Raw genomic sequence first — 23073 nt, 5'->3', positions numbered from 1 at the left:
ATTATTAGCAGATTTAGGGGGATATAAAATTGAACAAAAAAGCTTTTTTATGTATCGTGGCAACTATTGTAATCCTTTCAGGATGTGGTAGTTCCACAACAAATTCAGAGAAAAAAAATACAACGTCTACAGGAGTTATACCGTCCGAAGCAACAGCCAGCCCTTCAGAGCCCACTCCTGAGCCAAAAAAGAAACTTACAGCTTCCGAGAAACTGGCTCTCAACTATGTGGAGATTTTCCTCAATGGTTCAGATATCGAAGCGAAAAAGAAATTCGTATCCGAAAATATACTTCCAGATGTACAACCCATTTTCCAAATGGCTGAATCTACTGAGACACCCGAGAATAATAAACTTAAGAACCCTACAGTAATTGAAACAGCTGATTATACGGACAAAGATGGCGGAAAAGATAAACTCGTGCTTATCCAAGGTGAGAAGTCTTCCTCCAATAGCGAACTTATCATTTTTATTAAAGATGACAAAGTTGGTTGGGGGTATTCGTCTAATGACAAAGATAAGGATGCATTTAACGAAGTGAGAAAACTCTTCAAGGAACCTGTAATTAATACTTCAGATTCAGGTAATGCAGGTACAACTGAACAGTTTCCTGAAGCGATGCTTAAAGAAATCAGTAATTTTGTCGTTTCAGATATTTGGAATGATGGATTTGTTGATATCAGCTGGTATGCAGGTTCAGGAACTGGCTCTACGGGTGAAACAATAGATATAGATTTTACAATCGAGCAATTAGGAAAAGCTATGATTCAAAAAATGGAATACGATAGTTATATCAGCAACCTTGATGCAAAATATGATTCAATTAAAAGCATCTGGGCTAAGCTCACGGGTGAGATGGATCGCATGTACAAACAAATCCAAGATACGCCTCCTATTGCAAATGATGCAACCACCAAAATAGATACAGGATTATTCACCCAGTACTTGGAAGCCTTTACTGACGAGGTTAACAAATTACCTAATACTTAGATTAAAAAATAACGTCCCTGCCGGCCGCCACGGTTAGCAGGGATTTTGTTCGGCTTTAATGGCTTGCGACTCAAAATAGTAATCCACCAGAGCATAGATGAAACCAGCAATACCGAAAAAAATAATAGCTGTACTACTATTCAAATGGTATTCCCGTATAAAGCGTTCATCGTACACCTCGTAAAAGAAACCATATCCCGCAATACCACTCAATAAGAATATCATTATGCGGTTTACTAAAGGATTAACTATCTTTCGAATAACCCATGATAAAGGAAGCAGTATAACCGGGTAAAGAAGAACTGAAAAGAGGAACACCAGAAAAATAAAAGCAAACCCAATGTTTTGAAAACCGTAATATTCTGTTGTACTTATTTTAGTTCCTTCCCAAAGCTCCAATCCAAAGGCTGCCAGGGTGAATAAAATCGTCGAAATAAACCATAACATTATAGGCTTAACTGCATGCAAAACAATCCCACCATCTTTATGCTTTTTATACTTACAGCCGATTTTTCAAATCATCATTTCGCACTTGGTTCTATTGAGGTTAAGAATGGCTTTTGCCCTATTCTACTATTATATGAAATAAAGTACTCCTCATTTACATCTATTAACTTATATATTCCTTTTGGGATTGTGACTGTATTTTGATCACCGCTCATATTTTGTATTACTATTTCTCTTTTATTTACTGACACTACATTAACAACAGCTGAAGTCCCTGCCATCAAAAAGTACCATATAATAAACAAAAAAATGATCATGGGAAGTAGTGAGAATACTTTACGATAGTTCATATCTATTACCTTACACCTCTATTTATCGCCTTAATTATTTCACTTTGGATATTATATCATTAATTCCCATATATTATAGTTATGATTTCCCTTTGGAAGGGTTAATTGTCTTGTAATATGGGTAATCCATCTTCTCTTGAACTTCTTGAACTACATTTTCATTAGTAAGCGATTCTATGAAATATAAACCCAGATCAATCGAAGCTGCTACTCCTCCCCCAGTAAAAACATTTCCATCCCTTACGAACCGTTCCTTAACTACTTCGGAACAATAAGGTGCTAATAGTTCATATGCAGAAGGATTGGTAGTCGCCTTCTTCTGATTTAAGAAACCGGCAGCTCCCAAAATCAAAGCTCCTGTACACACTGACACCTTGTATTCAACCTCTCGGGCAGTCTGAATCCATGTTATAAAATTAGTATCGAATCTAAGTTGTCGAGTCGATAACCCTCCAGGGATAAATATCAAATCATAGGCTGAAAGATCAGGGGAAACCTGGTTTATTTTCATCGTCAATCCTCGATCATCCGTGACTTCTTCCTTGTTGGAACAAAAATCCCACGATACATTTTCTATAGCTTTTAGAACTCCCATCCGGGTAACCGCATCGTAAAAACCAACAAAATCTAACGTAGTCATCCCATCAAATAGAATATAAGCCATCTTCATCATTTTCATTCTACACACTCCTTCGATACTTTTCGGCGAAATTCATTGGGGGTGATCCCGTATTCATTTTTAAAAACACGATAGAAAGAACGCAAACTGTTGAATCCGGAATCAAACGCGATATCCGTGACCGGATGGGTAGTGGATAACAGCAGCATATGAGCAAAGGCTACCCGTTGGCCATTGATGTAATCACGAAATGAAATGTGAAACTGCTCAGAAAAGATTCGGGAAATGATAAATTTACTAATGCCAAGCTCTCTTGAAAGCGTATCCAGATTTATGTGATCTAAAAAATGCATGTCGATGTATGCTAGGATTTTGGGTACGAGATCCATTTCTTTTTTGTAGTCTACTTTTTTCATTAGCAGTAACGGCAGCGCATGCCCTAATACTACAGAGGTATAAGCCTTGAGCAGACGAACGTCACATTGTTCTTTATATAGTTTATACAAGGTTGCCAACAGCTCTTGAAGCACCTTTTGTTTCGAAACTATAGGGTTATCCGGAACATGATTAAGCAAATCCCCTGCAAAATCCCCCGGAAAAGTAGCGTCAAAAAAGAACAGCAGGATCTGGCTTTTCTGTAGAGTTTTGTAGCTGTGAGGTTGATTGGAAAAAATAATCGCTATGTCTCCTTCAGACAAATCATACTCTTTTCCATTGATGTTGATATTGATTTTGCCGGACAAAACCATTGTTATCTCTACATTTTTGTGTAGATGAAGAGGATAAGTGTTATTGGTAGAAATAAAGGAGTGAAACGCCTGGTCACGATGCTGATATTTAATATTCATGTTTTTCTCCCTATCGTCATGGAATGCCAAGCACTATAGCTACTGTAATACTAAGAACATAATATGAATTTGTTCGTTTACGCAAGAACCAAAGAGCAATAGTTGGCACAAAAAAAGATTTTTTTGGCAGGTAAATACGCCCTAAAAGTTTTAAAGTATTACCAGTAAGCTGCTTGTCGCAGACCAGTATCATTTCACTGAGAGGAGGAAGTATAACAGGAACAGCATTCAGCGATAAGACTGTATCCATGTTATACGTCAAAAAGATGAAATGGAAGAGTAAAAAATCAGGTAAGGTTATAGGTGTCTTATTGAGTTTTTCGGTAGCGTTTTCATTTTTAGGAGGTCACACACTTGCAGCTTCAGGGCAGGCAGACGGAGACAAAAGTTTTGCGGGTGCCTCTATTCTTGCTTTTCCTGGCGCGGAAGGTGGCGGCGCCTATACAAGCGGTGGTCGAGGGGGCGATGTATACATCGTAACTACCCTTGAAGATTACGCTGTAAAAGACAAACCGATTGCAGGGTCCCTTCGCTACGGGATTTTATCTACGCCTAAAGAGGGTCGTACCATTGTTTTTCATGTTTCCGGAACGATTGAACTGAAGAGCACGTTAAGTCTCAATAATATTAAAAACCTGACCATCGCTGGGCAAACCGCTCCAGGCAACGGAATTACCATTGCAGGTTGGGATACCAATATCAGCAATTCAGAGAATATCATTATTCGGTACACCGCTTTCCGTCCGGGTGCCACTAATGTGTATAATGGCAGTGATTCAATGGATGCGCTTTGGGGGAGAGACAACAACTACTTCCTCATTGACCATTGTTCCTTCAGTTGGAACACAGATGAAACTCTATCTTTATATAGAGGCGAAAATGGCACGATCCAGTGGTCCATTATTTCCGAAAGTCTGACTCTATCCGGGCATTCCAAAGGAAGACATGGCTACGGCGGTATTTCAGGCGGAGACAAAACAACATTCCATCACAATCTGTATGCGAACCATACCTCGCGAAATCCAAGACTAGGCGGCGGTTACGCAGGTGCTGCAGATGCTGATCATGTGGCGGTTGTTCAGTTCTCGAACAATGTAATTTACAATTGGGGCTTTAACGGCACTTATGGCGGAGGTTTTACTTTTACTAACTTTATGAACAATATCGAAATTGCCGGCCCAGGTACAAGAGATAATGTAACTAACCGAGTGATTGATGCCGGTGAAGCTACCAAGCTGGGCGGTTTCTATATTACTGGAAACAGAATTAACGGTAAGCTCACAGGCTTACTGAATGATTCTTCAGATTATGTGAAATTTTCTGGCGTACAGAGTGGTGAACAAAAGACGACCCTTGCAGCCACACCATATCTGTCCGCGGATAGTACTGGAGTTAACCATGGTATTACCAATAAAGCATTTGATAATTATGTTAAGTCCGGCGTAAAGCTAGCGAATGAATCACTATTAAAAAGCATTCTGCAACAAGCGGGAGCTACCTATCCACGTCGCGATGCTATCGATGCAAGAATTGTGGCAGAAGTCGAGCAGAACTCGGGAAGATATATCAACACTGAACATGAAGTCGGGGGTTACATTTCAGACTTTGGCGTCATTGAGGCTCAATATGATAAGCAATTTGACACTAATAAAAACGGAATAGACGACAAGTGGGAAAAGAAAAATAAAATCTGGGGCAGCAAGGATGCATACAAAACGGTTACTAAAAATGGTTACACCTGGCTTGAGCTTTATATTAACGGCCTGGTTGATATGAAACACGTCGCCGAAAACCCTGATGCTAAGCTTTTAGCGCCAGAAAACAATGCACAATTTGTTACCGGGAAAGAGGTCGAAGTTAAAATTAATGCTTCCCCTAAATCCGGAAACAAAATAAAAAAAGTTGCTGTATATAATGGTTCTAAATATCTTGGAGAAGCAGCCAAAAAAGGCAACACATACACATATACCCTCAAGAATTTAACGGATGCTTCCTACTATATTTCTGCAAGAGTGACCGATACCCAAGGAAATGAGACGCAGACCACAGCCACTAACATCCACATCAATGCTGCTACCTCTTCCCTGGCTGGAAAGGGTTGGACTACAGCAGATATCGGTGATCCGAACATTAAGGGTTCCGGAAGTATGACAAATGATGTGCTTACCGTTAAAGGCAACGGAAAGCTTGGAAAAAGTGAAGGTGGCACAGAACGATCAGAAGCAAACAATGCAGCCAAAGATGACTTCCACTTCGTGTATAAAGAAATGAACGGAGATATGGAATTTACCGCGAAGCTCGAAGAAATCGGGGCCGTTGACAACCATGCCTTCACCGGGCTAATGATCCGCGATGACTTGAATAAAGACAGTGCCGCGGCGGCCCTTGGTATCTCCTATGTGAAGTTGTCCAAAGAGACCAGCTGGTCATCTTATCTGACGGGCAGAAATATTAAGGGCGGAGGATTTGATGAATTAACTGAAACTTTAGACAGCGTATCTGCTGCTGAAAAAGCTGGCATTCAACTTGTTTCAGATATTCCATTTAAAATTAATGGTGTGGAGCAAGGGTATTGGCTCAAGCTTGGCCGTAAGGGAGATGTTTTCTATGCTTACGGATCAACGGACGAAAAAGACTGGAAGCTAATTGGCGAGCGAACTATTGTTATGGAGGGTTCGGTATATGTCGGATTCGCCGTTGACAGCAATGATGTCGCCAATAAGATTGAGCAACTGAACTATGCTAAGTTCTCTAACCTTACTGTGGAGAATACATTCACTCCAATAGGTGACTCAGCGATAAATAAATAGCGTCTGTTCATCTCCACAGTTCCAAAAAGACGGAAGCCAGTAAAGCGGCTTCCGTCCTTTTATTGCTATCCAATTGGACCAGCACAATAAATTGCCTGATTCACTGTTCACTATGGCTTTAAAGTTTTTTCTTTAACATTACTTCATCATCCTTAACATACCCGCTCAATTCATACGCTTTAATGGCTACACGATTATCTTCTCCTGTTAAAATCTTAACTGTTTTGACTCCACGAGAATAAAGCTGACTTTCCAGAAAAGAAATTAGTGCAGTAGCGACACCATTTCTACGAGCTGACTCTTTTACATACATTTCAGTAATTTCACCATATGCTTCATTATAACAAAATGATTTCAGACTTTGAGCACAGCCAAAACCAACTACTTCATCCCTTAAAGTAGCCACGGCCACCACTTCATTATTGCTGTTCAAACACTTGATGATCTCTGGCACAGGACGTTTTACTCCACCATTGAACTCATGATTTAATCTAGACAAAACATCCGCGTCACATATCGTTGCTAGCCTAACATTTGGAAGCATTCTCTTCCCCCTCTACAACGTTCCCTTTTCAAGAACAAACTCTTCATTGGAATTTTTTAAAACGATATCAAATTTATGATGATAAGAATGCATAAACAACTCATATTGCATCCTGCGCTGTTCATGGGATTTTCTTAAATAATTAATATCTGTTCCTCTTTCAGAAACATCACGTATACTCCTTCTCATCAACTCGGTTTCTCCATCCGTGTATAAGTAGATTTTCAGATCATACAAATTCGGATCAGTAAAGGCAACACTCATGCCTTCTACAATATTTACCTTCTTTTGTGAAGATATGAACATACTTTTTGTATAGTCCGTGCCAATTGTGTAAAAATCCAACCCATCCCTCAACATATGAATGTCTCTCTCTAAAGCAAATATATGATGAGCAGCAGGATGACAAGCTGTCACTTTATCGTGATAATGTACATTCTTATATTCATAGTCGATAGAAGTGTATTTTCTAAGACTAGATTCAACAATATAGGGGTCTGTATTAATATAATTCACATCATCCTGCTGCAAAAGCTTTAAAAGATTATTAGCAAACGTTGTTTTTCCAGATGCACCATGACCCGAAATCCCAATGATGATTCTATTAGCCTCACCGCTAATCAAATTAGCTATCTTATGTAACACCTTGTCCATATTATTCGCCCCTCTCCCTACTCGATCCTATGTATTCCTTACTCCGCTATGGTTTAGCACATTAAAATCAATGGTGCATTTTATATAAAGAAACTTAATAGAAAGGGGTAGATCTTCCATGGCTACTCGTCAGCCAGATTTAGTATTGATCAGTTGGAGCAGAAATCCTTTGGTTGCTGGATCAGCACGTAGGATTATTGCCGCCCGTGTTATTGGAAATGCCGTGCCGTGCAGACCTAGCTTGAGACCCAACGGATTGCTTAACACCGCTTTGGCTTGCTTATTAGACAACGATGTTGGTTTTAAAGTGGTCTTTCGTAAAAAAACTTCAAGCATTAGTGGATATATTTTGTTACAACGTAACTAATAGATTTAGGGGGCAGTGACATTGCTGCTCTCTTTTTCCTGTGTATCTCATTGCACTTAAAGTCCAATCAACCCTAGAAAATGGTGTATATAATTTATTAGAAACTGAATCTGATTGAAAATGGGTGAGTCCATGAAATTACAAGCTGTGAAAAAAAGCTATGATTTAATAGTAAGCTTAGGGATGTCTTGTGCTCCTGCTATAAATCTGCAAAGAAATAGCTTGAGGAAATTCTCCATGCCGCTCGACTGGATGGTTTCTTATTCATTGGCTGATGTAAATAGACTTTATAAGAATAGATTTCAAAATTTCATGGAATTAATAAATCTGCAAATTCTTGATGAAACACATTTTTTTCTGGAGGATGGATTACCAGTCTATCCTAATGGGAATAAAAATGCACTAGTGAAATCCTATTTTATTCAGGATACTTTATATAACATTATCTCAGTTCATGATTTTCCAATCCACCAAGGTAAACACTGGTCTATAACCTATCCTTCGTATAAAGCGAAGCTGGAATTACGAATTAATAGATTTTGGGACAAGTTAATCCACAGTAAAAAAACTTTATTCATTAGATGGTCCGCCTCATATGAACAGGCTGTAGAGCTACAGTCAATTTTGTCTAATTTATTAAAACCGAACGAATTTATTATTCTTATTCTTATTCCCGTTCGTGAATCAACCTCGGTACAAGAATTAAATTGGAACATTAATGATATTTGTGTGTTAGAAGTTCCTGAGGATATGAACGATTATGATAGCTGGGATTATATTTTGAAAGACATACACGTAACTAATAACTAATTTCGCTTTGATCGATCATATGATTAATTATTTCCTCTGCTGCAAAAACATATGGATACAAATACAGCCTACTGATGCTGACCAATAAAGCAATAGGGTTACTAATTCCAAAATCGTATTGACTCCCATGCGCTGCTGGATTTGCGGGTTCAGGCTCTACAAGATCATACTTCTCCATCAGCCTTTCCTTGGTTCCACTATCTACTACTGTTCCGTTTCCTTTATCCGCAAGGACAGATCCCGATTGAAAACACACCATGAATAAGACACAGCAAATGGTGAGGAATGCTAGTTTCTTTTTTCGCATCATACATCTCCTAATTCTTTCTGTGGTCTCCCCTAAAACTCAGAGCCGTTCAAATTATTTCTTGGGTAATCGCAGGAAAACTATGTATTCGACAATCTTGATCAGTAATAGATCGTTTTCCATGAAAATAATGGGAGAAAAAGTCTCGAATTCTATAATACTCCTTTCTATATATAAAAACAAAAGCACCCCACAGCTAAAATTAGCAGGGTACTTTTGGATGCTTCGCTGTATTTATAATATCAACATTCCGCTGAGCGGTTTATGGAGTTGGAGTTCCGCCGTTCGCATTCAGTGTTTCGCCACTGATATAGCTAGATTCCTGGCTAGCCAGGAATACATATGCCGGAGCCATCTCCGCAGGCTGTCCCGGACGACCTAGTGGTGTGCTCGACCCGAACTCCTTCAGCACTTCCTCCGGTTGCCCACCCACAACTTGAAGAGGTGTCCATACGGGACCAGGTGCTACTACATTGACGCGAATCCCCTTATCAGCTACTTGCTGAGCGAGAGACTTACTGAATGTATTAATAGCAGCCTTGGTGGTCGCGTAGTCCAAAAGGATCGGTGAGGGATTATAAGCTTGAATAGAAGAAGTGTTAATAATGGTGCTGCCCGGTTGCATATGCTTCACCGCAGCTTTGCACAGCCAGAACATAGCATACACGTTCGTCTTAAATGTGTCGTCAAAATGCTTCGTAGTGAGATCAGCGATGTCTGGAACGAATTGCTGTTTGCCCGCGATATTGGCTAAAATATCAATTCCACCTAGCTCTTTAACCGCAGTATCGACGAGTTGTTCGCAGTATGCCTCATCCTTCAGATCGCCTGGAATGGCGATTGCAGTACGACCCGCTTCCTGCACTAGCTTGACCACCTGCTTTGCATCTTCCTCTTCCTCGGGCATATAAGATAGAACAATATCTGCCCCCTCGCGAGCAAAAGCAATAGCAACAGCACGGCCTATACCGCTGTCGGCTCCCGTAACTAACGCTTTACGTCCGGTCAGACGCCCAGTTCCTTTATAGGTATCTTCTCCTGTATCGGGTACTGGATTCATTTTCTTCTGCAGACCCGGCTCCTCTTGTTGCTGCTGAAATTCCGGTCCAGCCTTAGTGTACTGAGTGGTAGGATCTTGCATCGTATATTGGTTAGACATCGATCAATTCCTCCTTTATTTTTAGAAATACATTTTTATATTTTCCGAACTCTTTGTTATGTAAACACAACAAGCACGCCTCTAAACATTCACCTTCAATAACACAGCCTTGAATAGTGCCGCAAAAATACCCCAACCACCTGTCAAGGTGGCTAGGGTATCCCCCGCCTAAAAATAAATATATGGAAGCTCACTTATTAGTTAGGGAACGCTCCGTATAGTCTGGCGTATACATTAGATAAAGGAGTGATAAATCATGGGCTTTTTTATATTCCTCTTTGTACTGTTAGCATTGCTTAATATCTTCTTTCCTCATTTGGGATGGTACATGCGCTATGGCTGGATGATGAAAGGTGATGTAGAACCCAGTGATGCCTATTTATTAATGACTCGCATCAGCAGTATAGTGGCACTTATTATCCTCTTTTTTATCTGGACTAGTTTCTGACTTACCCTAACGCTCTTAACACATCTTCAATTTTGCGCTGATGTGACAATACCCCATAATTCATCCAGGCCATAAAATCCACCTCATATACACAGCGATTACGAACAGCGGGCAGATTGCGCCAAAGCGGTGTATCCAACAGCTCCCGTCCTTCTCCTTCCTGTCGATCAAAGGTAATGAACAAATGATCTGCAGTGAGGCTCGCAAGCTCTTCTCTTGTTAGGCTCACCCGCTTCTGTCCACGGGTCAACTTCGGAACCAATTCATGGGGCTGCAAACCTAAATCCTCATGGAGTACGCTACCTGTATACCCCAATTGCCCGCATCCATAGAGATTGATTCCGTAGGAAGATATTCTTAGGCATGCTACAGTCTGCCCTTGGACTGAACGGTTTAGCACTCGTCTAGCTTGCTGCGCCCGATGCTCATAATTGCCGATCACTTCCTGGACACGATCCGTTCTGCCAAAGACGGCTGCTGCGGAAAATAACGTGGCCCGCCAATCCTCTTGATGAAAAGGCAGCTTGAACAACGGAGCAATTTGGCTGCACTCATCCAGGTGCCAACGCTGAAAGCCATCATCCAGCAGGATCAGTTCGGGCATGTACTGGGAGAGCTCCTGCCAATCGCCAGTCGAAATATCCACCGCAGGCACATCGAGGAGGGACAGGTACTCTTGCTTCCCCCACTGAGCGTGAGAATATTGCGCCACCGGTGTAATATCCAGAGCCAGCAGATAGTCTTCCAGAAAAGGAGCGAACACCCGCAGCCCTTCCTGATGGAAGCTTCTGTATTGGCCGGGCGTAACGCCCACAGATCTTTTGAAACGCCGGTTAAAATAATACTCATTGCTATACCCTACGGATAACGCGATATCATGCATACGGTCATTCGTAAGCAGCAACTGCTGCTGCGCCCTTTCAATACGAAGTCCGTTCAAATGCTCTAAGGGAATCCGCCCTGTCACTTCTTTAAAAATCTGTGTGTAGCGTGCACGTGTAATGCCTGCCACTTCAGCTAATTGATCGACGGTTATGGCGTGATTATAGTGTTCCTGCATATAGCGGATGGAACGCTGTACCGCCTCATGGGCTCCTTTCATCTGGATGACAGAGGAATTTGCCCGCATGATCAGCAGCAGTAACTCTTGAAAGCGGGTATGGCCTGCGAACCATTCAATCTCTTCCGTACTTCTGCGACTATGATAGATAGCCTCCAGCAGTAATGCACATTGCGAAAATGGTCTGCAGCTTAGCGGACCGGACCGGAGAATTCCTTCTTTAGTCCCCTTTTCCATTCCACTCTGCCTGCTTCCCCCCGTTTCGATGACTTCAAAAGTAAGCCTATAAAAGCTAAGTCCTCGCTCCTCGGCATTGATTTTGCTTATTAACCCCGGTTCGAACAAGAACCCGACACCTTTTTCCAGTGGAAAACGCTTCTCCTCGGCTTCTAACCATCCCTGTCCTTCCGATACAATGATCAGGGTATGATTTTGAAACACTAAGGTCTGTCCGTTCACCGATAAGGATTGGGCTTCTATGTTAATCAAGCTATAGAATAGCCTCTTTTTATTGCTGTCTTGTAAATCTTCTGCCATTCTAGCGCCCTCCAATTGAGAACCATTTTCATTCACTTTACTATAGTTTAGAATAAAAAAGAAGGTCTATCAACTATGCTGATAGACCTTCTTTATGCTGTTCCTTACGACGGCTGCCGTTTTATTTCACCATAGCTTTCAGCAAGTCATCAAGCTTCATCGAATTGGCTGTGATGGCACCAGTCTGCCAGTGGGAACGTTCCATTCTATAAACATTCCCGTTCTTCACCGCCGGCAGGCTCTTCCACAACGGGCCATCAAGGATTTGAGTCGCTTCCTGATTCCCTTCAGTATCCCAGCCCCCGTTGTCAGGGAACACAATGATATGATCCGCTTCGAGCTGAGGGATAAGCTCTTCGGAGATAATAGATTGATATTCGGTCATTTCTGCCGCCATAGGCACAGGTGTCAGGCCAAATTGAGAATAAATCACACCGGTGAAACGGTTTTTAACACCGAATAGAGCAAAGGTTTTATCCGCTACGTTAAGCCGGATCACTGCTACTTTTTCCTGACCCAGAGCCTGTTGCAGCTTAGCTTTCCCCTCTGCCACTTTCTGATCATACTCTGCAAGGACAGATTCCGCCTTCTCCGGAATACCGAGTGCATCAGCAATAGCCGTAAGCACTTGTCTTGAGTCTTGCAACACCGCCTCAGGTAAACGATAGGTTGGTGCTATCTTGGAATATTGTTCATATTTTGCCGCATCCGCACCTCCATCCACAATAATCAAGTCAGGGTCTTTTTCCAGCAACACTTCCATACTACCGGTAATATCAAATTCTGGTACATCAAGATTTAAATAATCCTGTTTACCCCAGCTTGGATGATACCACTGCACCACCGGGGTAATGCCCAATGCCTTCAAATAATCTTCAACATAGATTCCGGCTACCCGTTGCGGTTTAACTGGAATTTCAACATCCCCGAATTCCCCGGCAATCGTCCGAGTTTCACCCTCTTCTGCCGCATTTCCATTTCCTTCAGTTGGTGTGCTAGTGCTCGCTGAGGTAGATTCCTCTGCATTCTCTGTCTTAGCAACGTTTTCTTTCGCAGTATTGTTATTCGCTCCGCATGCTGCCAGCGCAGTTATTGCCATTATAAGTACCGCTGCCCATAAAAACTTCTGACCCCATCTTGCCATTGATCCCTTCACTCCTATGCTTTATTGTCATTGATTATCATTCTCAATAACCTTTATCACAATAGTAGCATGACTTTCATAGCTTTCAATGCACTTTCTCCGCAAAAAACTTATACAAACTATTTCTAGTTGTTCTGCTCTATCATTATTCGGTAGGATTCTTCTTCTATTAAAAATATGTCATCCTTTATTAATTTGATCGCAAAATTTCTTTTTTTACGATTGATTTATACGATGCTTTCGCTTACAATAAACTCATAAACGCGCGTTTATGAAAAGAGGGGAAACATGCGCAGCGAAGATATTGCTAAGTTGGCCGGGGTTTCCCGAAGTACGGTATCCCGCGTGATCAACAACTATTCCAATGTTCCTGAAGAAACCCGGGCCAAAGTGCTGCGGGTGATTGAGCAACATCAGTACGAACCGAACAGCTTTGCACGGGCTCTGGCCGGTAAGAAAACCGATACCATCGGATTGTTCGCCATCAGTATGAACGAGAAAGAGAACACTACCCGAATTTATCAGAACAATTACTTTGCACCATTCGTCGATGCCGTAGTCGACACGTCGAATGCCCGCGGATGTTACGTTCTGATTCATACGGTATACTCTCCAGACGATTTTCTGAAGGTAAAACAAGCTTTTCTGCAAAAACGGATTGACGGTGGTATAATTGTCGGCACTCAGAAGGATATTAATATCGTCCGCGAAATGGTGGGACTCGATTCTCCGCTAGTACTGATTGATTATGATATCTCAGAGATTATGTCGGAGCATCTTGACCGCAATCATTTGGCCATTGTGAATTCCAAAGATTACGAGGGCACCACAGAAGTGATTGAACATTTAATCTCCTTAGGCCATCAAGAGATCGGCATTATCTGTGGGCAAATGAATACGTACTCTGGTCGAGAACGTTACACGGCCTATGAGGACACGCTGAAAAAACATGGTCTGCCTATGAATGAGAAGTTTATCCTAAAGGGTGATTTTCTGAAAGAGACGGCTTATGAAGAGGTCAAGAAGCTGCTTGCTTCTGATGAACCTTTGCCGACTGCCTTTTTCTCTTCCAACGATGACATGGCTATTTCAGCGATGGAAGCGTTCTCCGAACATGGAATCATTGTCCCTGAGGATATCTCCATTGCGGGTTTCGATGACATTCAGCTGGCATCCCGTATTCAGCCTAAGCTGACCTCTGTACGCTTGCCGATTTATGAAATGTCCAAGGCTGCAGTGGAAAAAGTAATCGAGCTGTGTGATTCGCAGCAGCCGACTTTCAGCACGATCAGCTTTCCAGCTCGTTTAGTGGAGAGAGATTCCTGTCAACCGCCGAAGAAGTAGCACAGATTCATCCTTCACTGAAGAATACATATTTTCTGTGAAGCTGCTATCATCGGTTCTCGAAATCACTGCCTAATACTATCTTTTAGAAACAACGGAAAGAATCCCTTCCCTCGAGGGAATTTTTCCTGAAACCTATAAACGCGCGTTCACAATCGAAAGGAGACTTTCTCACATGAAATTCGGTACCTTTGACGACACTCGTAAAGAGTATGTAATTAACACACCAAAAACACCTTACCCTTGGATTAACTACCTTGGTAATGAACAATTTTTCGGACTTATTTCTAATACTGCTGGTGGCTATACCTTCTATAGAGACGCTCGTCTCAGAAGATTGACCCGTTACCGTTACAACAATATCCCAATGGATGCTGGCGGCCGTTACTACTATCTTTATGATGATGGTGATTTCTGGACTCCAGGCTGGATGCCAGTAAAACGTGATCTGGACTTCTACGAATGCCGTCACGGTCTTGGCTACACCTCCATTACTGGTGAACGCAACGGTATCTCTGTAAACCAGCTTGCTTTTGTACCTATGGGTCATAACGCTGAAGTACATCGTCTTGTAGTGAAAAACACGGGTTCCGCGAAGAAATCCGTTAAGCTGTTCTCTTTTGCAGAGTTCTGTCTTTGGAATGCACAAGATGATATGACTAACTTCCAACGTAATCTCAGCACTGGTGAGGTTGAAGTGAAGGGTTCCGTTATCTATCACAAAACAGAATACCGTGAGCGCAGAAACCACTACGCTTTCTACTCTGTTAACAAAGAAATCGCCGGTTTCGATACTGACCGCGAAGCTTTCGTAGGGATGTACAATGGTCTGGAAAGCCCGCAAGCTGTTGCTGCAGGTGAACCAACTAACTCCGTTGCCAGCGGCTGGTCCCCTATCGGATCGCACGCCCTGAACATTACTCTGGAGCCGGGCGAAGAGCAAAGCTTCATCTTTGTCCTTGGTTACATTGAAAACCCAGAAGAAGACAAATGGGAATCTCTGAACGTTATCAACAAAAAACCAGCAGAGGCTATGATCGAGCAATTTGCTACAGACGCTCAAGTGGACGCCGCTTTGGCTGCACTGGCTGCACACTGGGATAACCTGTTGTCCAAATATCAAATCCAAAGTGGCGACGACAAGTTGAACCGTATGGTTAACATCTGGAATCCATATCAATGTATGGTTACCTTCAACATGTCCCGTTCCGCTTCTTACTTTGAATCCGGTATTGGCCGTGGTATGGGCTTCCGCGATTCAAACCAAGACTTGCTCGGATTTGTACACCAAATTCCTGAACGTGCTAAAGAACGTATTCTCGATATCGCCGCTACACAATTTGAAGACGGCAGTGCCTATCACCAATACCAGCCGCTCACCAAAAAAGGTAACAATGAAGTCGGTACCGGCTTTAATGATGACCCGCTTTGGTTGATCCTTGGCACAGCTGCTTACATCAAAGAAACAGGCGACACATCGATTCTTGATGAGCAGGTTCCTTTTGACAGCAATCCGGATAACACAGCTACTCTGTTTGAGCACTTGAAACGCTCCTTCGAGCATGTAACTAACAATCTCGGACCTCACGGCTTGCCGCTGATCGGCCGTGCAGACTGGAATGACTGCTTGAACCTGAACTGCTTCTCTACAGAGCCGGGCGAATCTTTCCAGACTACTGCCAACATCGAAGGCCGCGTAGCGGAATCCGTATTTATCGCGGGTCTGTTCGTCTTCGTTGGACCGGACTATGCAGAAATCTGCCGGATGCGCGGACTTAATGATGTAGCTACGGATGCAGAAGCTAAGATTGACAATATGCGTGAAATCACACTGACTCACGGTTTCGATGGTGACTGGTTCCTGCGCGCTTATGACCACTATGGCGACAAGATCGGTTCCAAAGAAAACGAAGAAGGTAAAATCTTCATCGAACCACAAGGTATCTGTGTTATGGCCGGTATCGGTGTGGAAGATGGTCAAGCTGAAAAAGCTCTGACTTCCGTGCAAGAGCATTTGGATACTAAATACGGTATCGTATTGCAACAGCCACCATATTCCAAGTACTATCTGAACCTGGGTGAAATTTCTACGTACCCTCCGGGCTACAAAGAAAATGCTGGTATTTTCTGCCACAATAACCCTTGGATCATGATCGCTGAAACTGTACTTGGACATGGTGACAGAGCGTTTGAAATTTACGCTAAAATTGCTCCTGCCTACTTGGAGGACATCAGCGAAATTCACCGTACTGAACCTTATGTATACTCGCAAATGATCGCAGGTAAAGATGCCGTTCGCCACGGGGAAGCTAAAAACTCCTGGTTAACTGGTACTGCGGCTTGGAACTATGTAGCGATTACACAATCTATCCTTGGTATTCAAGCGGACTTCAATGGTCTGAAGATCGATCCTTGTATTCCTACAGAGTGGGACAGCTTTGAAATCACCCGTGTCTTCCGTGGAGATACTTATGTGATTCAAATCAAGAACCCGAACCATGTATCCAAAGGTGTAGCTAGTCTTACCTTGGATGGCGCAGCTGTAGAAGGTAACATCATCACTCCTGTTGGAGACGGCGCTGTACACCAAGTAGTTGTAGAACTGGGTTAATACAAAAAAAATCCGCTCAATCGTTCAAACGAACGGTTGAGCGGATCTAAAATTAACAGTAGATGCCCCCTGAAGGATTCAGGGGGCATCTTTTTTTTACCCTTCCACAATATCTGCTCTTAAATCACTCGCAACCTCAAGCATTCTAGGAATCACGGCTTCATTGGCGCCAGAAACATAAATATCGCCCTGATAATGTCTAAATGGGATTGTTGTATCACCATAGCTCCACATAAAGAAATCTCCCTCAATGGACATGGTAGTGGCACCTGTTACTGTAAAAACTGATGTATAGGTGAAATCAGGTTTGGATGCGAAATATTGCTTACACTCTTCTAAAGATAGGGTTGTTGCTGAATCTCCAGCATTCTGCATTGCTCTTGTCATCCGATAACGTTTACTCATTGTGATGCCTCCATTATTATCTGTAAAATGATCAGTTGCCTTATCCAGATCAAATATAGCATACAATGAAGGGCAAATCCCATTCCATTTCTAAGTCGAAAATGTTAATATAGCCGTTTTTCATAGCTTTCTTTTAGTGATTTTGAGATATCCTCTGGAGTAACTCCAAGTTTACGGGCATGCTGCGCCAGTATTTTTGATGGATTAGGCAAGATTTCTTTCGCAAGCCAATGTTCGTCATCCCACAAATGTGACCGCTTAAAGGCTTTTGCACAATGCATATAACATTCTTCTACTTCCACGCCAATTCCAATGATCGGGACTTTACCATGCGCTTCCATAGGTTTCAATATATCTTCATCCTTAACTATACTCGCGTGCCCATTTATTCTTAATGTTTCTTCAAGTCCGGGGATGATGAATATCAAACCGACTTTTGGGTTCTCAAGTATATTCCGCAAAGAATCAAACCGTCTATTCCCAGGGCGTTCAGGGATCACTAAATGTTTATCATCCAACACGTGAACAAAACCTTCTGAGTCCCCGCGCGGAGAGACATCGCAAGCACCGGACGAACCGCTTGTAGCCATAAAAAGCATTGGGGATTTTGAGATATAATCACGGCAATGATGATCTATAACAGTTATGGTTTTGTTGTTAACCAATTCGCTTGGGTACCCAAATAAAGACCTTAGCTCTTCTTCTGACTCTATAACTTTTTCGAAAAAGTTTGACTTCATACTTCTCCCTCTCTCAACTTAATAAGCCCCAATGTTCTTATTTTTGCTCAAATATCCGCTTAATAATTGGGCGAAATTTTTTCTTGTTGATTCATCCGATAACTTCCCAAAAGTACCATACAGATTATCCCCATGATATCTTGGAAACACATGTAAATGATAATGCCATACATCTTGGCTGCCATCCGGCTCATTATGTTGTCTAGAAGAAACGCCATCACATTTATAAACTTCTTTAAGACCTTTAGCAATTTCAATTTCCAGCTCATGTATCCGGTTTGAGATCTCAACCTTCAATGTGTAAATATTCTCGATATGCTGATTAGGGATGATTAGAACATGCCCTTCATTATTCGGATACCAATGAGAAGCAATAAAAGCCGTTATGTAATGATCTTGATAAATAATATCCGCTTGCTTAGAACGCACATCTTCATTTTCAATGCCCGAAACCAACAAACAAAAGGGACAAGTATAACCCTCTGGAGCATGATTATAAATATAGCCCGCCTCCATTGTTATAGGATTTAAGAATATTTCTATGTTTCTTCTAATTTCGCCATTTCGCGTGTGTTCTCCTTTTTGCAAAAAGAAAAGGACAGACTGTAAATTACAGCTGTCCTCATCGGTAAATGTTGATAAACTACAGCCATTCCCGAGCTCTATGTCTACCTATAACTTAAACGCTGGCTTCCGGAATCCATACCTTCATTTCACCACTGCCACGATTTCCCCATAAGTAATACGGAACCGCCTTAACCTTTACGGTTTGAACTGGTGCTTTGACTCTGCTGTAAAGCTCACCACTCCAGCCCTCTTTATCTACACGTAGCCCCTCTGCCTCGACAACAACAGCGCCGCCGAGCAATGTCTCATCAAAAGCCGCAGTAAGTTCACTGCCTTCTTTTAAGGAAATCGAGCTTAACGGCTCACCATTATCGATACTTTCAAGACAATACACAAGAGGTCCACGCTGAATCGTTACTTTTTGAGCATCAGCACGCAAACTTGGATGTGCGTAGATACGATGTGCCTCCATAGGGTCATGCACTTCGATTACATCTCCTGCTCTCCACAGTCTCCGGATAACGAGGTATCCCTGCTCGATGTTCTCAGCAGTATTCATTGCTTCACCGTTGACTCTGATCTCCATTCCTTGGCTCCAAGATGGAATCCGTAAGGCAATCCCAAACTCTGCTTCCGCTGCGGGATTAATCTTCAAGGAGACTGTACCTTCCCATGGATAGTTACTCTCTTGCTGAATCGCAACATCTGTTCCACCCAGCTTTGTTGTCAGCTCACTGCCAATATACAAATTCGTATAGAGCGTATCACCATGGATCGTATAGATATATTGATTCAGCGAAGTCAGCAGACGCGCCACATTCGGAGGACAGCAAGCGCAGCCAAACCAGCCTTGGCGCTCGGACTTCACATGGTGTTTATCTGGGTTGCAGCTGCATGCCTTAGGCCATACTTCCAGTGGATTTACATAAAAATAGTGCTTACCATCCTGTGCCATTGAACCCAACACATTGTTATAAAGCGCCCGCTCCATCACGTTGGCATAACGTGCATCCGGCGATATTCTCAGCATTCGCTGTGCAAAAAAGATCAACCCAATAGATGCACAAGTCTCTGCGTACACCGAATCGTTAGGCAGATCATAATCGAAGGTGAAAGCTTCACCCCGATGCGTAGATCCGATCCCGCCAGTAATGTACATTTGCTTAGTAGTGATGTTATTCCACAGTCTCTCGCATGCTTCGCGAAGAGTATCATCTCCCGTAAGTGCAGCTAGATCAGCCATAGCAGTATACATATAAACCGCACGCACAGCGTGTCCTACAGCCACTTCCTGTTCTCTTACCGGAAGATGACTTTGGTAATATTTTAAATCTAAATTCTCCTTCTGACCTGTGAAAAAATTGATACTCCCCAGATTATCCCATTGTTGCTTTAAGAAATTCGGCTGTTGACCTCGCTCATTAATAAAAAAGCTGCTGAGCTTCAAATACCGCTCCTCACCTGTGAGCCGATACAGCTTCACGAGCGCAAGCTCAATCTCCTGATGGCCATCATATCCCCGCATTTTGCCTTCTTCCGGACCAAACACAGAATCGATATGATCAACCATTCGGCACATGATGTCGAGCAGTTTTCTTTTGCCTGTAGCCTCGTAATAAGAAACGGCTGCCTCAATGAAATGCCCAGCACAGTACAGCTCGTGGCAATCGTTCAGATTAGTCCAGCGTTTGCCGGGTTCTTTTATCGTAAAATAAGTATTTAAGTACCCGTCTTCCTGCTGCGCTTCTCCAACGAGGTCAATCACTTCATCCGCTTGACGCTCCAGCTCAGGGTCACGTTTGATGCTTAAGGAATAACCTACGGCCTCCAGCCACTTGGCTACATCACTGTCTTGAAATACCCAGCCGTAAAATTCACCGGTCTTCCGGCCCGCAGCAATCTCAAAGTTAGCAATGGCATGACTGGGCTCAGCTCCCGCTGCTTTGTCGTGCAATGCCTCATATTGATACGGGATTACAACATCTTGTACCAGCTTTATATAACTTCCCCAGAAATCATCTTTAATGCTAACGGATTGATCTTTTACAACTTGCTGATCCTGGATCGTTTTATTCATCATCATCTTCCCCTTAGCCTTATTTTATACTCGCTAATTACAATTATAGAGCGTACAATAGATAAAAAATATAATCAGAAGCAACCCCTTTTTTGTACTATTTCACACTCCTATTTCCAAGGACAATTTGAGCTCGGACTACGATAAAAAGAGAGGTAGAACACAGTGAGTCCTTCCTATGTACATTTCGCAGCGCCGCCTTTTCCATATTTTCTGGAATGCAATCACACTGTATATCAACCCGGAGAGCAGCATCCAAATAGAAGCCATATCGGCTTATTTGATCTGATTATTGTAGAGCAAGGTTGCCTATTTATTGGTGAAGATCATAATCAATGGGAGGTTGCGGCTGGGCATACGCTGCTTCTGATGCCTGACCGCTATCATTATTCCGTTAAGACTTGCGAGGAGCTGACTTCGTTTATATGGATTCATTTTCATACCCTCGCAGATTGGTCAAGCTCTGATGGCGAGCCCGTGTATATCAACCGAGAGACACATTTCCGGCAGTTTCTTACTCATCCATATACCATTCGCATCCCGCAGTTTGGTCCCCTTCCTGATCCCTTTAAACGGAGTGGACAAGCGGAGAAGCTTTTACAGCTGTCCACTGGAAGACGTTCCAGTGCAGTTTGGGAGCAGCAAAGGATTTTTGAAGAAATGCTGCGGATGATGGATCTGGCGCAGCATGATACTTCAGAAAGTCATGCGGTAGAGATCGCCGAGAAGACAGAGACTTATATCCGCAATCATTATGCGGAGCCTCTCTCCAATGCTTCTCTGGCGGATGCGCTGCATTTTCATTATAACTACCTTGCCCGCTGCATGAAACGCGTATATGGACTGACTCCGATGGAGTATTTAACGGATTACCGTTTGGAACAGGCCAAGCTGCTTCTGCTTAAGACAGAGATGCCTATAGCTGCGATCGCAGAACGTATCGGTTTCGAGAGCACCGCCTACTTCTCGCGTCGCTTTACTCAGCAGATCGGAATCTCTCCGCTTCGCTTCCGCAAGCGGTATTCCCGATAACGGCAAAAACAGCATGTCTCATAATTGGAGGCGTGCTATTCTCGTTGTTAAGCGATGCGCTGCTGTAGCTTTCTTGTGTGCTGCTGCCTTTCTTGCTGCTGGCTTACGTGATCAGCTTTGGATTAATGGGACGCGAGATGCGAGATGCGAGATGCTCCTCTAGCTCGGAGAAACTTAAGTAACTATTATGATGGAGCAGTACTCCGCTTGGCACATTTCTTGTGTACCCGTGATCCGTCCTAAATCCTTCTGCTGCTCTTACTTCTTGCTCCTTGCACCTTGCTCCTTGCTCCTTGCTCCTTGCTTCTTGCTTCTTGCTTCTTGCAATAATTTTACCAGTTTACCTTCCTAGTCGTGGCGCACTCATACTTACCATAGATCAACGCTGATTATGCGGCTCGACCCTCCAAAGCTTATCAGCAAGTAACTCACCGCATAGCCATCACACTACTCTCTGTATCCCCCGGAGACGCGTCTGCTTAATCATCCATTCATAGCATTCCCCGTTGCGGACCGGATTGTAGCTATTTGTGATTTTCGATCCATTTTGCAGCAGTTTCGGACTGCATAGCTCTTATTGCTCATAATTTGCTCGGAATCGGACTACATTTGTGGGAATAGCTGCAACTGAGTCCGAACAGTTGCTAAAAAGAACACCGCCTGCCGAATTTGATCCTAATCGTGCTGCCCATTGTTTAAACTAGCTGTCTGGGGCTCAACCTAGCTACACTGTGCGGAATAGCTACCTATGGCTTAACCTAGCTACTCCTTGTGCGTAATTAGCTACCTATGCCTTAACCTAGCTACTCCGTGCGGAATTATTTACCTATGGCTCAACCTAGCTACTCCGTGCGAGAAATTAGTTACCTGTTGCTCAAACTAGCCGCCTACGTCTCGATACCTGCTACCTTTTGCTAGAACTTGATCGTATCGGACCGTATTGCAGCTATTTCAGCATATGGGTTCATTTTGCGAAGGTTTCGGACTGCATAGCTCTTATTGCTCATAATTTGCTCGGAATCGGACTACATTTGTGGGAATAGCTGCAACTGAGTCGATAGTGTGATAAAACGAGCGAAATCATGGAAATAAGAGCAACTGAGTCCGAACAGTTGCTGAAAAGAACGCCGCCGCCTGCCAAATTTGCTCCTAAACGTGCTAGCCATTGTTTAAACTAGCTGTCTGGGACTCAACCTAGCTACTC

The 23073-nt window shown here is 42.9% G+C and carries 22 protein-coding genes; 8 read left to right on the top strand and 14 right to left on the bottom strand.

Going from position 1 to position 23073, the window contains the following annotated elements:
• Window positions 1–29 precede the first annotated feature (29 nt).
• Window positions 30–989, top strand: a complete 960-nt coding sequence (locus NST40_RS11920) for a hypothetical protein (protein WP_081387674.1) — start codon at window positions 30–32, stop codon at window positions 987–989.
• Between the two features lie 33 nt (window positions 990–1022).
• Here NST40_RS11920 and NST40_RS11915 read toward each other — a convergent pair whose 3' ends face one another.
• From NST40_RS11915 to NST40_RS11900, 4 genes are all read right to left on the bottom strand, one after another.
• The gene (locus NST40_RS11915; protein ID WP_081387675.1) at window positions 1023–1457 is read right to left on the bottom strand and encodes a hypothetical protein; all 435 of its coding nucleotides are present in this window, start codon (window positions 1455–1457) and stop codon (window positions 1023–1025) included.
• Window positions 1458–1510: 53 nt separating this feature from the next.
• Window positions 1511–1786: a hypothetical protein gene (locus NST40_RS11910; protein ID WP_076219631.1), complete on the bottom strand. Its 276-nt coding sequence runs from the start codon at window positions 1784–1786 to the stop codon at window positions 1511–1513.
• A gap of 79 nt (window positions 1787–1865) precedes the next feature.
• Window positions 1866–2456 carry a DJ-1/PfpI family protein gene (locus NST40_RS11905; RefSeq protein WP_076277995.1) on the bottom strand — a complete coding sequence of 197 codons (591 nt, stop codon included), beginning with the start codon at window positions 2454–2456 and terminating at the stop codon, window positions 1866–1868.
• A gap of 5 nt (window positions 2457–2461) precedes the next feature.
• Complete coding sequence (locus NST40_RS11900) at window positions 2462–3253, bottom strand: AraC family transcriptional regulator (protein ID WP_342410715.1); 792 nt, start codon at window positions 3251–3253, stop codon at window positions 2462–2464.
• Between the two features lie 173 nt (window positions 3254–3426).
• Between NST40_RS11900 and NST40_RS11895 the strand changes: the two genes are divergently transcribed.
• On the top strand, window positions 3427–6063 hold the full coding sequence (locus NST40_RS11895) for an Ig-like domain-containing protein (RefSeq protein WP_179087055.1): 2637 nt from the start codon (window positions 3427–3429) through the stop codon (window positions 6061–6063).
• A gap of 118 nt (window positions 6064–6181) precedes the next feature.
• Here NST40_RS11895 and NST40_RS11890 read toward each other — a convergent pair whose 3' ends face one another.
• Entirely contained in the window at window positions 6182–6607 is a 426-nt protein-coding gene (locus tag NST40_RS11890; RefSeq protein WP_076219632.1) for a GNAT family N-acetyltransferase, read from the bottom strand.
• Between the two features lie 12 nt (window positions 6608–6619).
• Entirely contained in the window at window positions 6620–7261 is a 642-nt protein-coding gene (locus NST40_RS11885; protein WP_342410713.1) for a phosphoribulokinase, read from the bottom strand.
• 118 nt (window positions 7262–7379) lie between these two features.
• Here NST40_RS11885 and NST40_RS11880 point away from each other — a divergent pair, with 118 nt between their 5' ends.
• Window positions 7380–7628, top strand: coding sequence for a hypothetical protein (locus NST40_RS11880; protein WP_076136059.1), 249 nt, complete (start codon window positions 7380–7382; stop codon window positions 7626–7628).
• A gap of 132 nt (window positions 7629–7760) precedes the next feature.
• Window positions 7761–8438, top strand: coding sequence for a DUF1796 family putative cysteine peptidase (locus NST40_RS11875; RefSeq protein WP_342410712.1), 678 nt, complete (start codon window positions 7761–7763; stop codon window positions 8436–8438).
• Here NST40_RS11875 and NST40_RS11870 read toward each other — a convergent pair.
• Both NST40_RS11870 and NST40_RS11865 read right to left on the bottom strand, forming a co-directional pair.
• Window positions 8428–8748 carry a hypothetical protein gene (locus NST40_RS11870; RefSeq protein WP_342410711.1) on the bottom strand — a complete coding sequence of 107 codons (321 nt, stop codon included), beginning with the start codon at window positions 8746–8748 and terminating at the stop codon, window positions 8428–8430. The two genes, NST40_RS11875 and NST40_RS11870, sit on opposite strands and share 11 nt — an antisense overlap.
• A 259-nt stretch (window positions 8749–9007) precedes the next feature.
• Entirely contained in the window at window positions 9008–9904 is an 897-nt protein-coding gene (locus tag NST40_RS11865; RefSeq protein WP_076277985.1) for an SDR family oxidoreductase, read from the bottom strand.
• A 256-nt stretch (window positions 9905–10160) separates the two neighbouring features.
• Between NST40_RS11865 and NST40_RS11860 the strand changes: the two genes are divergently transcribed.
• Window positions 10161–10352: a DUF6199 family natural product biosynthesis protein gene (locus tag NST40_RS11860; protein WP_076130567.1), complete on the top strand. Its 192-nt coding sequence runs from the start codon at window positions 10161–10163 to the stop codon at window positions 10350–10352.
• Window position 10353: 1 nt separating this feature from the next.
• Here NST40_RS11860 and NST40_RS11855 read toward each other — a convergent pair whose 3' ends face one another.
• Both NST40_RS11855 and NST40_RS11850 read right to left on the bottom strand, forming a co-directional pair.
• Complete coding sequence (locus NST40_RS11855) at window positions 10354–11949, bottom strand: helix-turn-helix domain-containing protein (protein ID WP_076277986.1); 1596 nt, start codon at window positions 11947–11949, stop codon at window positions 10354–10356.
• Window positions 11950–12070: 121 nt separating this feature from the next.
• The gene (locus tag NST40_RS11850) at window positions 12071–13093 is read right to left on the bottom strand and encodes an ABC transporter substrate-binding protein (RefSeq protein ID WP_342410708.1); all 1023 of its coding nucleotides are present in this window, start codon (window positions 13091–13093) and stop codon (window positions 12071–12073) included.
• A gap of 288 nt (window positions 13094–13381) precedes the next feature.
• Here NST40_RS11850 and NST40_RS11845 point away from each other — a divergent pair, with 288 nt between their 5' ends.
• Together NST40_RS11845 and NST40_RS11840 are read left to right on the top strand one after the other, a co-directional pair.
• A complete protein-coding gene (locus tag NST40_RS11845; protein WP_076220152.1) occupies window positions 13382–14437 on the top strand; it encodes a LacI family DNA-binding transcriptional regulator in 1056 nt (351 codons plus the stop codon).
• Between the two features lie 175 nt (window positions 14438–14612).
• On the top strand, window positions 14613–17048 hold the full coding sequence (locus tag NST40_RS11840) for a glycosyl transferase (RefSeq protein WP_036685988.1): 2436 nt from the start codon (window positions 14613–14615) through the stop codon (window positions 17046–17048).
• Window positions 17049–17144: 96 nt separating this feature from the next.
• Here the strand turns inward: NST40_RS11840 and NST40_RS11835 are convergent, their stop codons facing one another.
• From NST40_RS11835 to NST40_RS11820, 4 genes are all read right to left on the bottom strand, one after another.
• Complete coding sequence (locus tag NST40_RS11835; protein ID WP_076130570.1) at window positions 17145–17453, bottom strand: hypothetical protein; 309 nt, start codon at window positions 17451–17453, stop codon at window positions 17145–17147.
• A gap of 104 nt (window positions 17454–17557) precedes the next feature.
• On the bottom strand, window positions 17558–18193 hold the full coding sequence (locus NST40_RS11830; protein WP_342410705.1) for a pyridoxamine 5'-phosphate oxidase family protein: 636 nt from the start codon (window positions 18191–18193) through the stop codon (window positions 17558–17560).
• Between the two features lie 18 nt (window positions 18194–18211).
• Window positions 18212–18781 (bottom strand): HIT family protein, encoded by a 570-nt coding sequence (locus NST40_RS11825; protein WP_342410704.1) that lies wholly within the window; start codon window positions 18779–18781, stop codon window positions 18212–18214.
• Between the two features lie 91 nt (window positions 18782–18872).
• The gene (locus NST40_RS11820) at window positions 18873–20840 is read right to left on the bottom strand and encodes a beta-L-arabinofuranosidase domain-containing protein (RefSeq protein WP_342410896.1); all 1968 of its coding nucleotides are present in this window, start codon (window positions 20838–20840) and stop codon (window positions 18873–18875) included.
• A gap of 162 nt (window positions 20841–21002) precedes the next feature.
• On the opposite strand from NST40_RS11820, the gene NST40_RS11815 reads away from it, so the two are divergent.
• A complete protein-coding gene (locus NST40_RS11815; protein WP_076277990.1) occupies window positions 21003–21869 on the top strand; it encodes an AraC family transcriptional regulator in 867 nt (288 codons plus the stop codon).
• The last annotated feature ends 1204 nt before the right edge of the window (window positions 21870–23073 follow it).

Source organism: Paenibacillus sp. FSL R10-2778 (genome assembly GCF_038593035.1).
Lineage (GTDB): Bacteria > Bacillota > Bacilli > Paenibacillales > Paenibacillaceae > Paenibacillus_AQ > Paenibacillus_AQ odorifer.
The sequence above is the reverse complement of the archived record's forward strand: the minus strand, read 5'-3'. Positions and strand labels throughout refer to the sequence as shown.

Coding starts and splice junctions, on each gene's coding strand:
- NST40_RS11910 (WP_076219631.1), bottom strand. CDS start 1,786: ATGAACTATCGTAAAGTATTCTCACTACTTCCCATGATCATTTTTTTG.
- NST40_RS11905 (WP_076277995.1), bottom strand. CDS start 2,456: ATGAAGATGGCTTATATTCTATTTGATGGGATGACTACGTTAGATTTT.
- NST40_RS11900 (WP_342410715.1), bottom strand. CDS start 3,253: ATGAATATTAAATATCAGCATCGTGACCAGGCGTTTCACTCCTTTATT.
- NST40_RS11890 (WP_076219632.1), bottom strand. CDS start 6,607: ATGCTTCCAAATGTTAGGCTAGCAACGATATGTGACGCGGATGTTTTG.
- NST40_RS11885 (WP_342410713.1), bottom strand. CDS start 7,261: ATGGACAAGGTGTTACATAAGATAGCTAATTTGATTAGCGGTGAGGCT.
- NST40_RS11880 (WP_076136059.1), top strand. CDS start 7,380: ATGGCTACTCGTCAGCCAGATTTAGTATTGATCAGTTGGAGCAGAAAT.
- NST40_RS11875 (WP_342410712.1), top strand. CDS start 7,761: ATGAAATTACAAGCTGTGAAAAAAAGCTATGATTTAATAGTAAGCTTA.
- NST40_RS11870 (WP_342410711.1), bottom strand. CDS start 8,748: ATGATGCGAAAAAAGAAACTAGCATTCCTCACCATTTGCTGTGTCTTA.
- NST40_RS11865 (WP_076277985.1), bottom strand. CDS start 9,904: ATGTCTAACCAATATACGATGCAAGATCCTACCACTCAGTACACTAAG.
- NST40_RS11860 (WP_076130567.1), top strand. CDS start 10,161: ATGGGCTTTTTTATATTCCTCTTTGTACTGTTAGCATTGCTTAATATC.
- NST40_RS11855 (WP_076277986.1), bottom strand. CDS start 11,949: ATGGCAGAAGATTTACAAGACAGCAATAAAAAGAGGCTATTCTATAGC.
- NST40_RS11850 (WP_342410708.1), bottom strand. CDS start 13,093: ATGGCAAGATGGGGTCAGAAGTTTTTATGGGCAGCGGTACTTATAATG.
- NST40_RS11845 (WP_076220152.1), top strand. CDS start 13,382: ATGCGCAGCGAAGATATTGCTAAGTTGGCCGGGGTTTCCCGAAGTACG.
- NST40_RS11840 (WP_036685988.1), top strand. CDS start 14,613: ATGAAATTCGGTACCTTTGACGACACTCGTAAAGAGTATGTAATTAAC.
- NST40_RS11835 (WP_076130570.1), bottom strand. CDS start 17,453: ATGAGTAAACGTTATCGGATGACAAGAGCAATGCAGAATGCTGGAGAT.
- NST40_RS11830 (WP_342410705.1), bottom strand. CDS start 18,193: ATGAAGTCAAACTTTTTCGAAAAAGTTATAGAGTCAGAAGAAGAGCTA.
- NST40_RS11820 (WP_342410896.1), bottom strand. CDS start 20,840: ATGATGAATAAAACGATCCAGGATCAGCAAGTTGTAAAAGATCAATCC.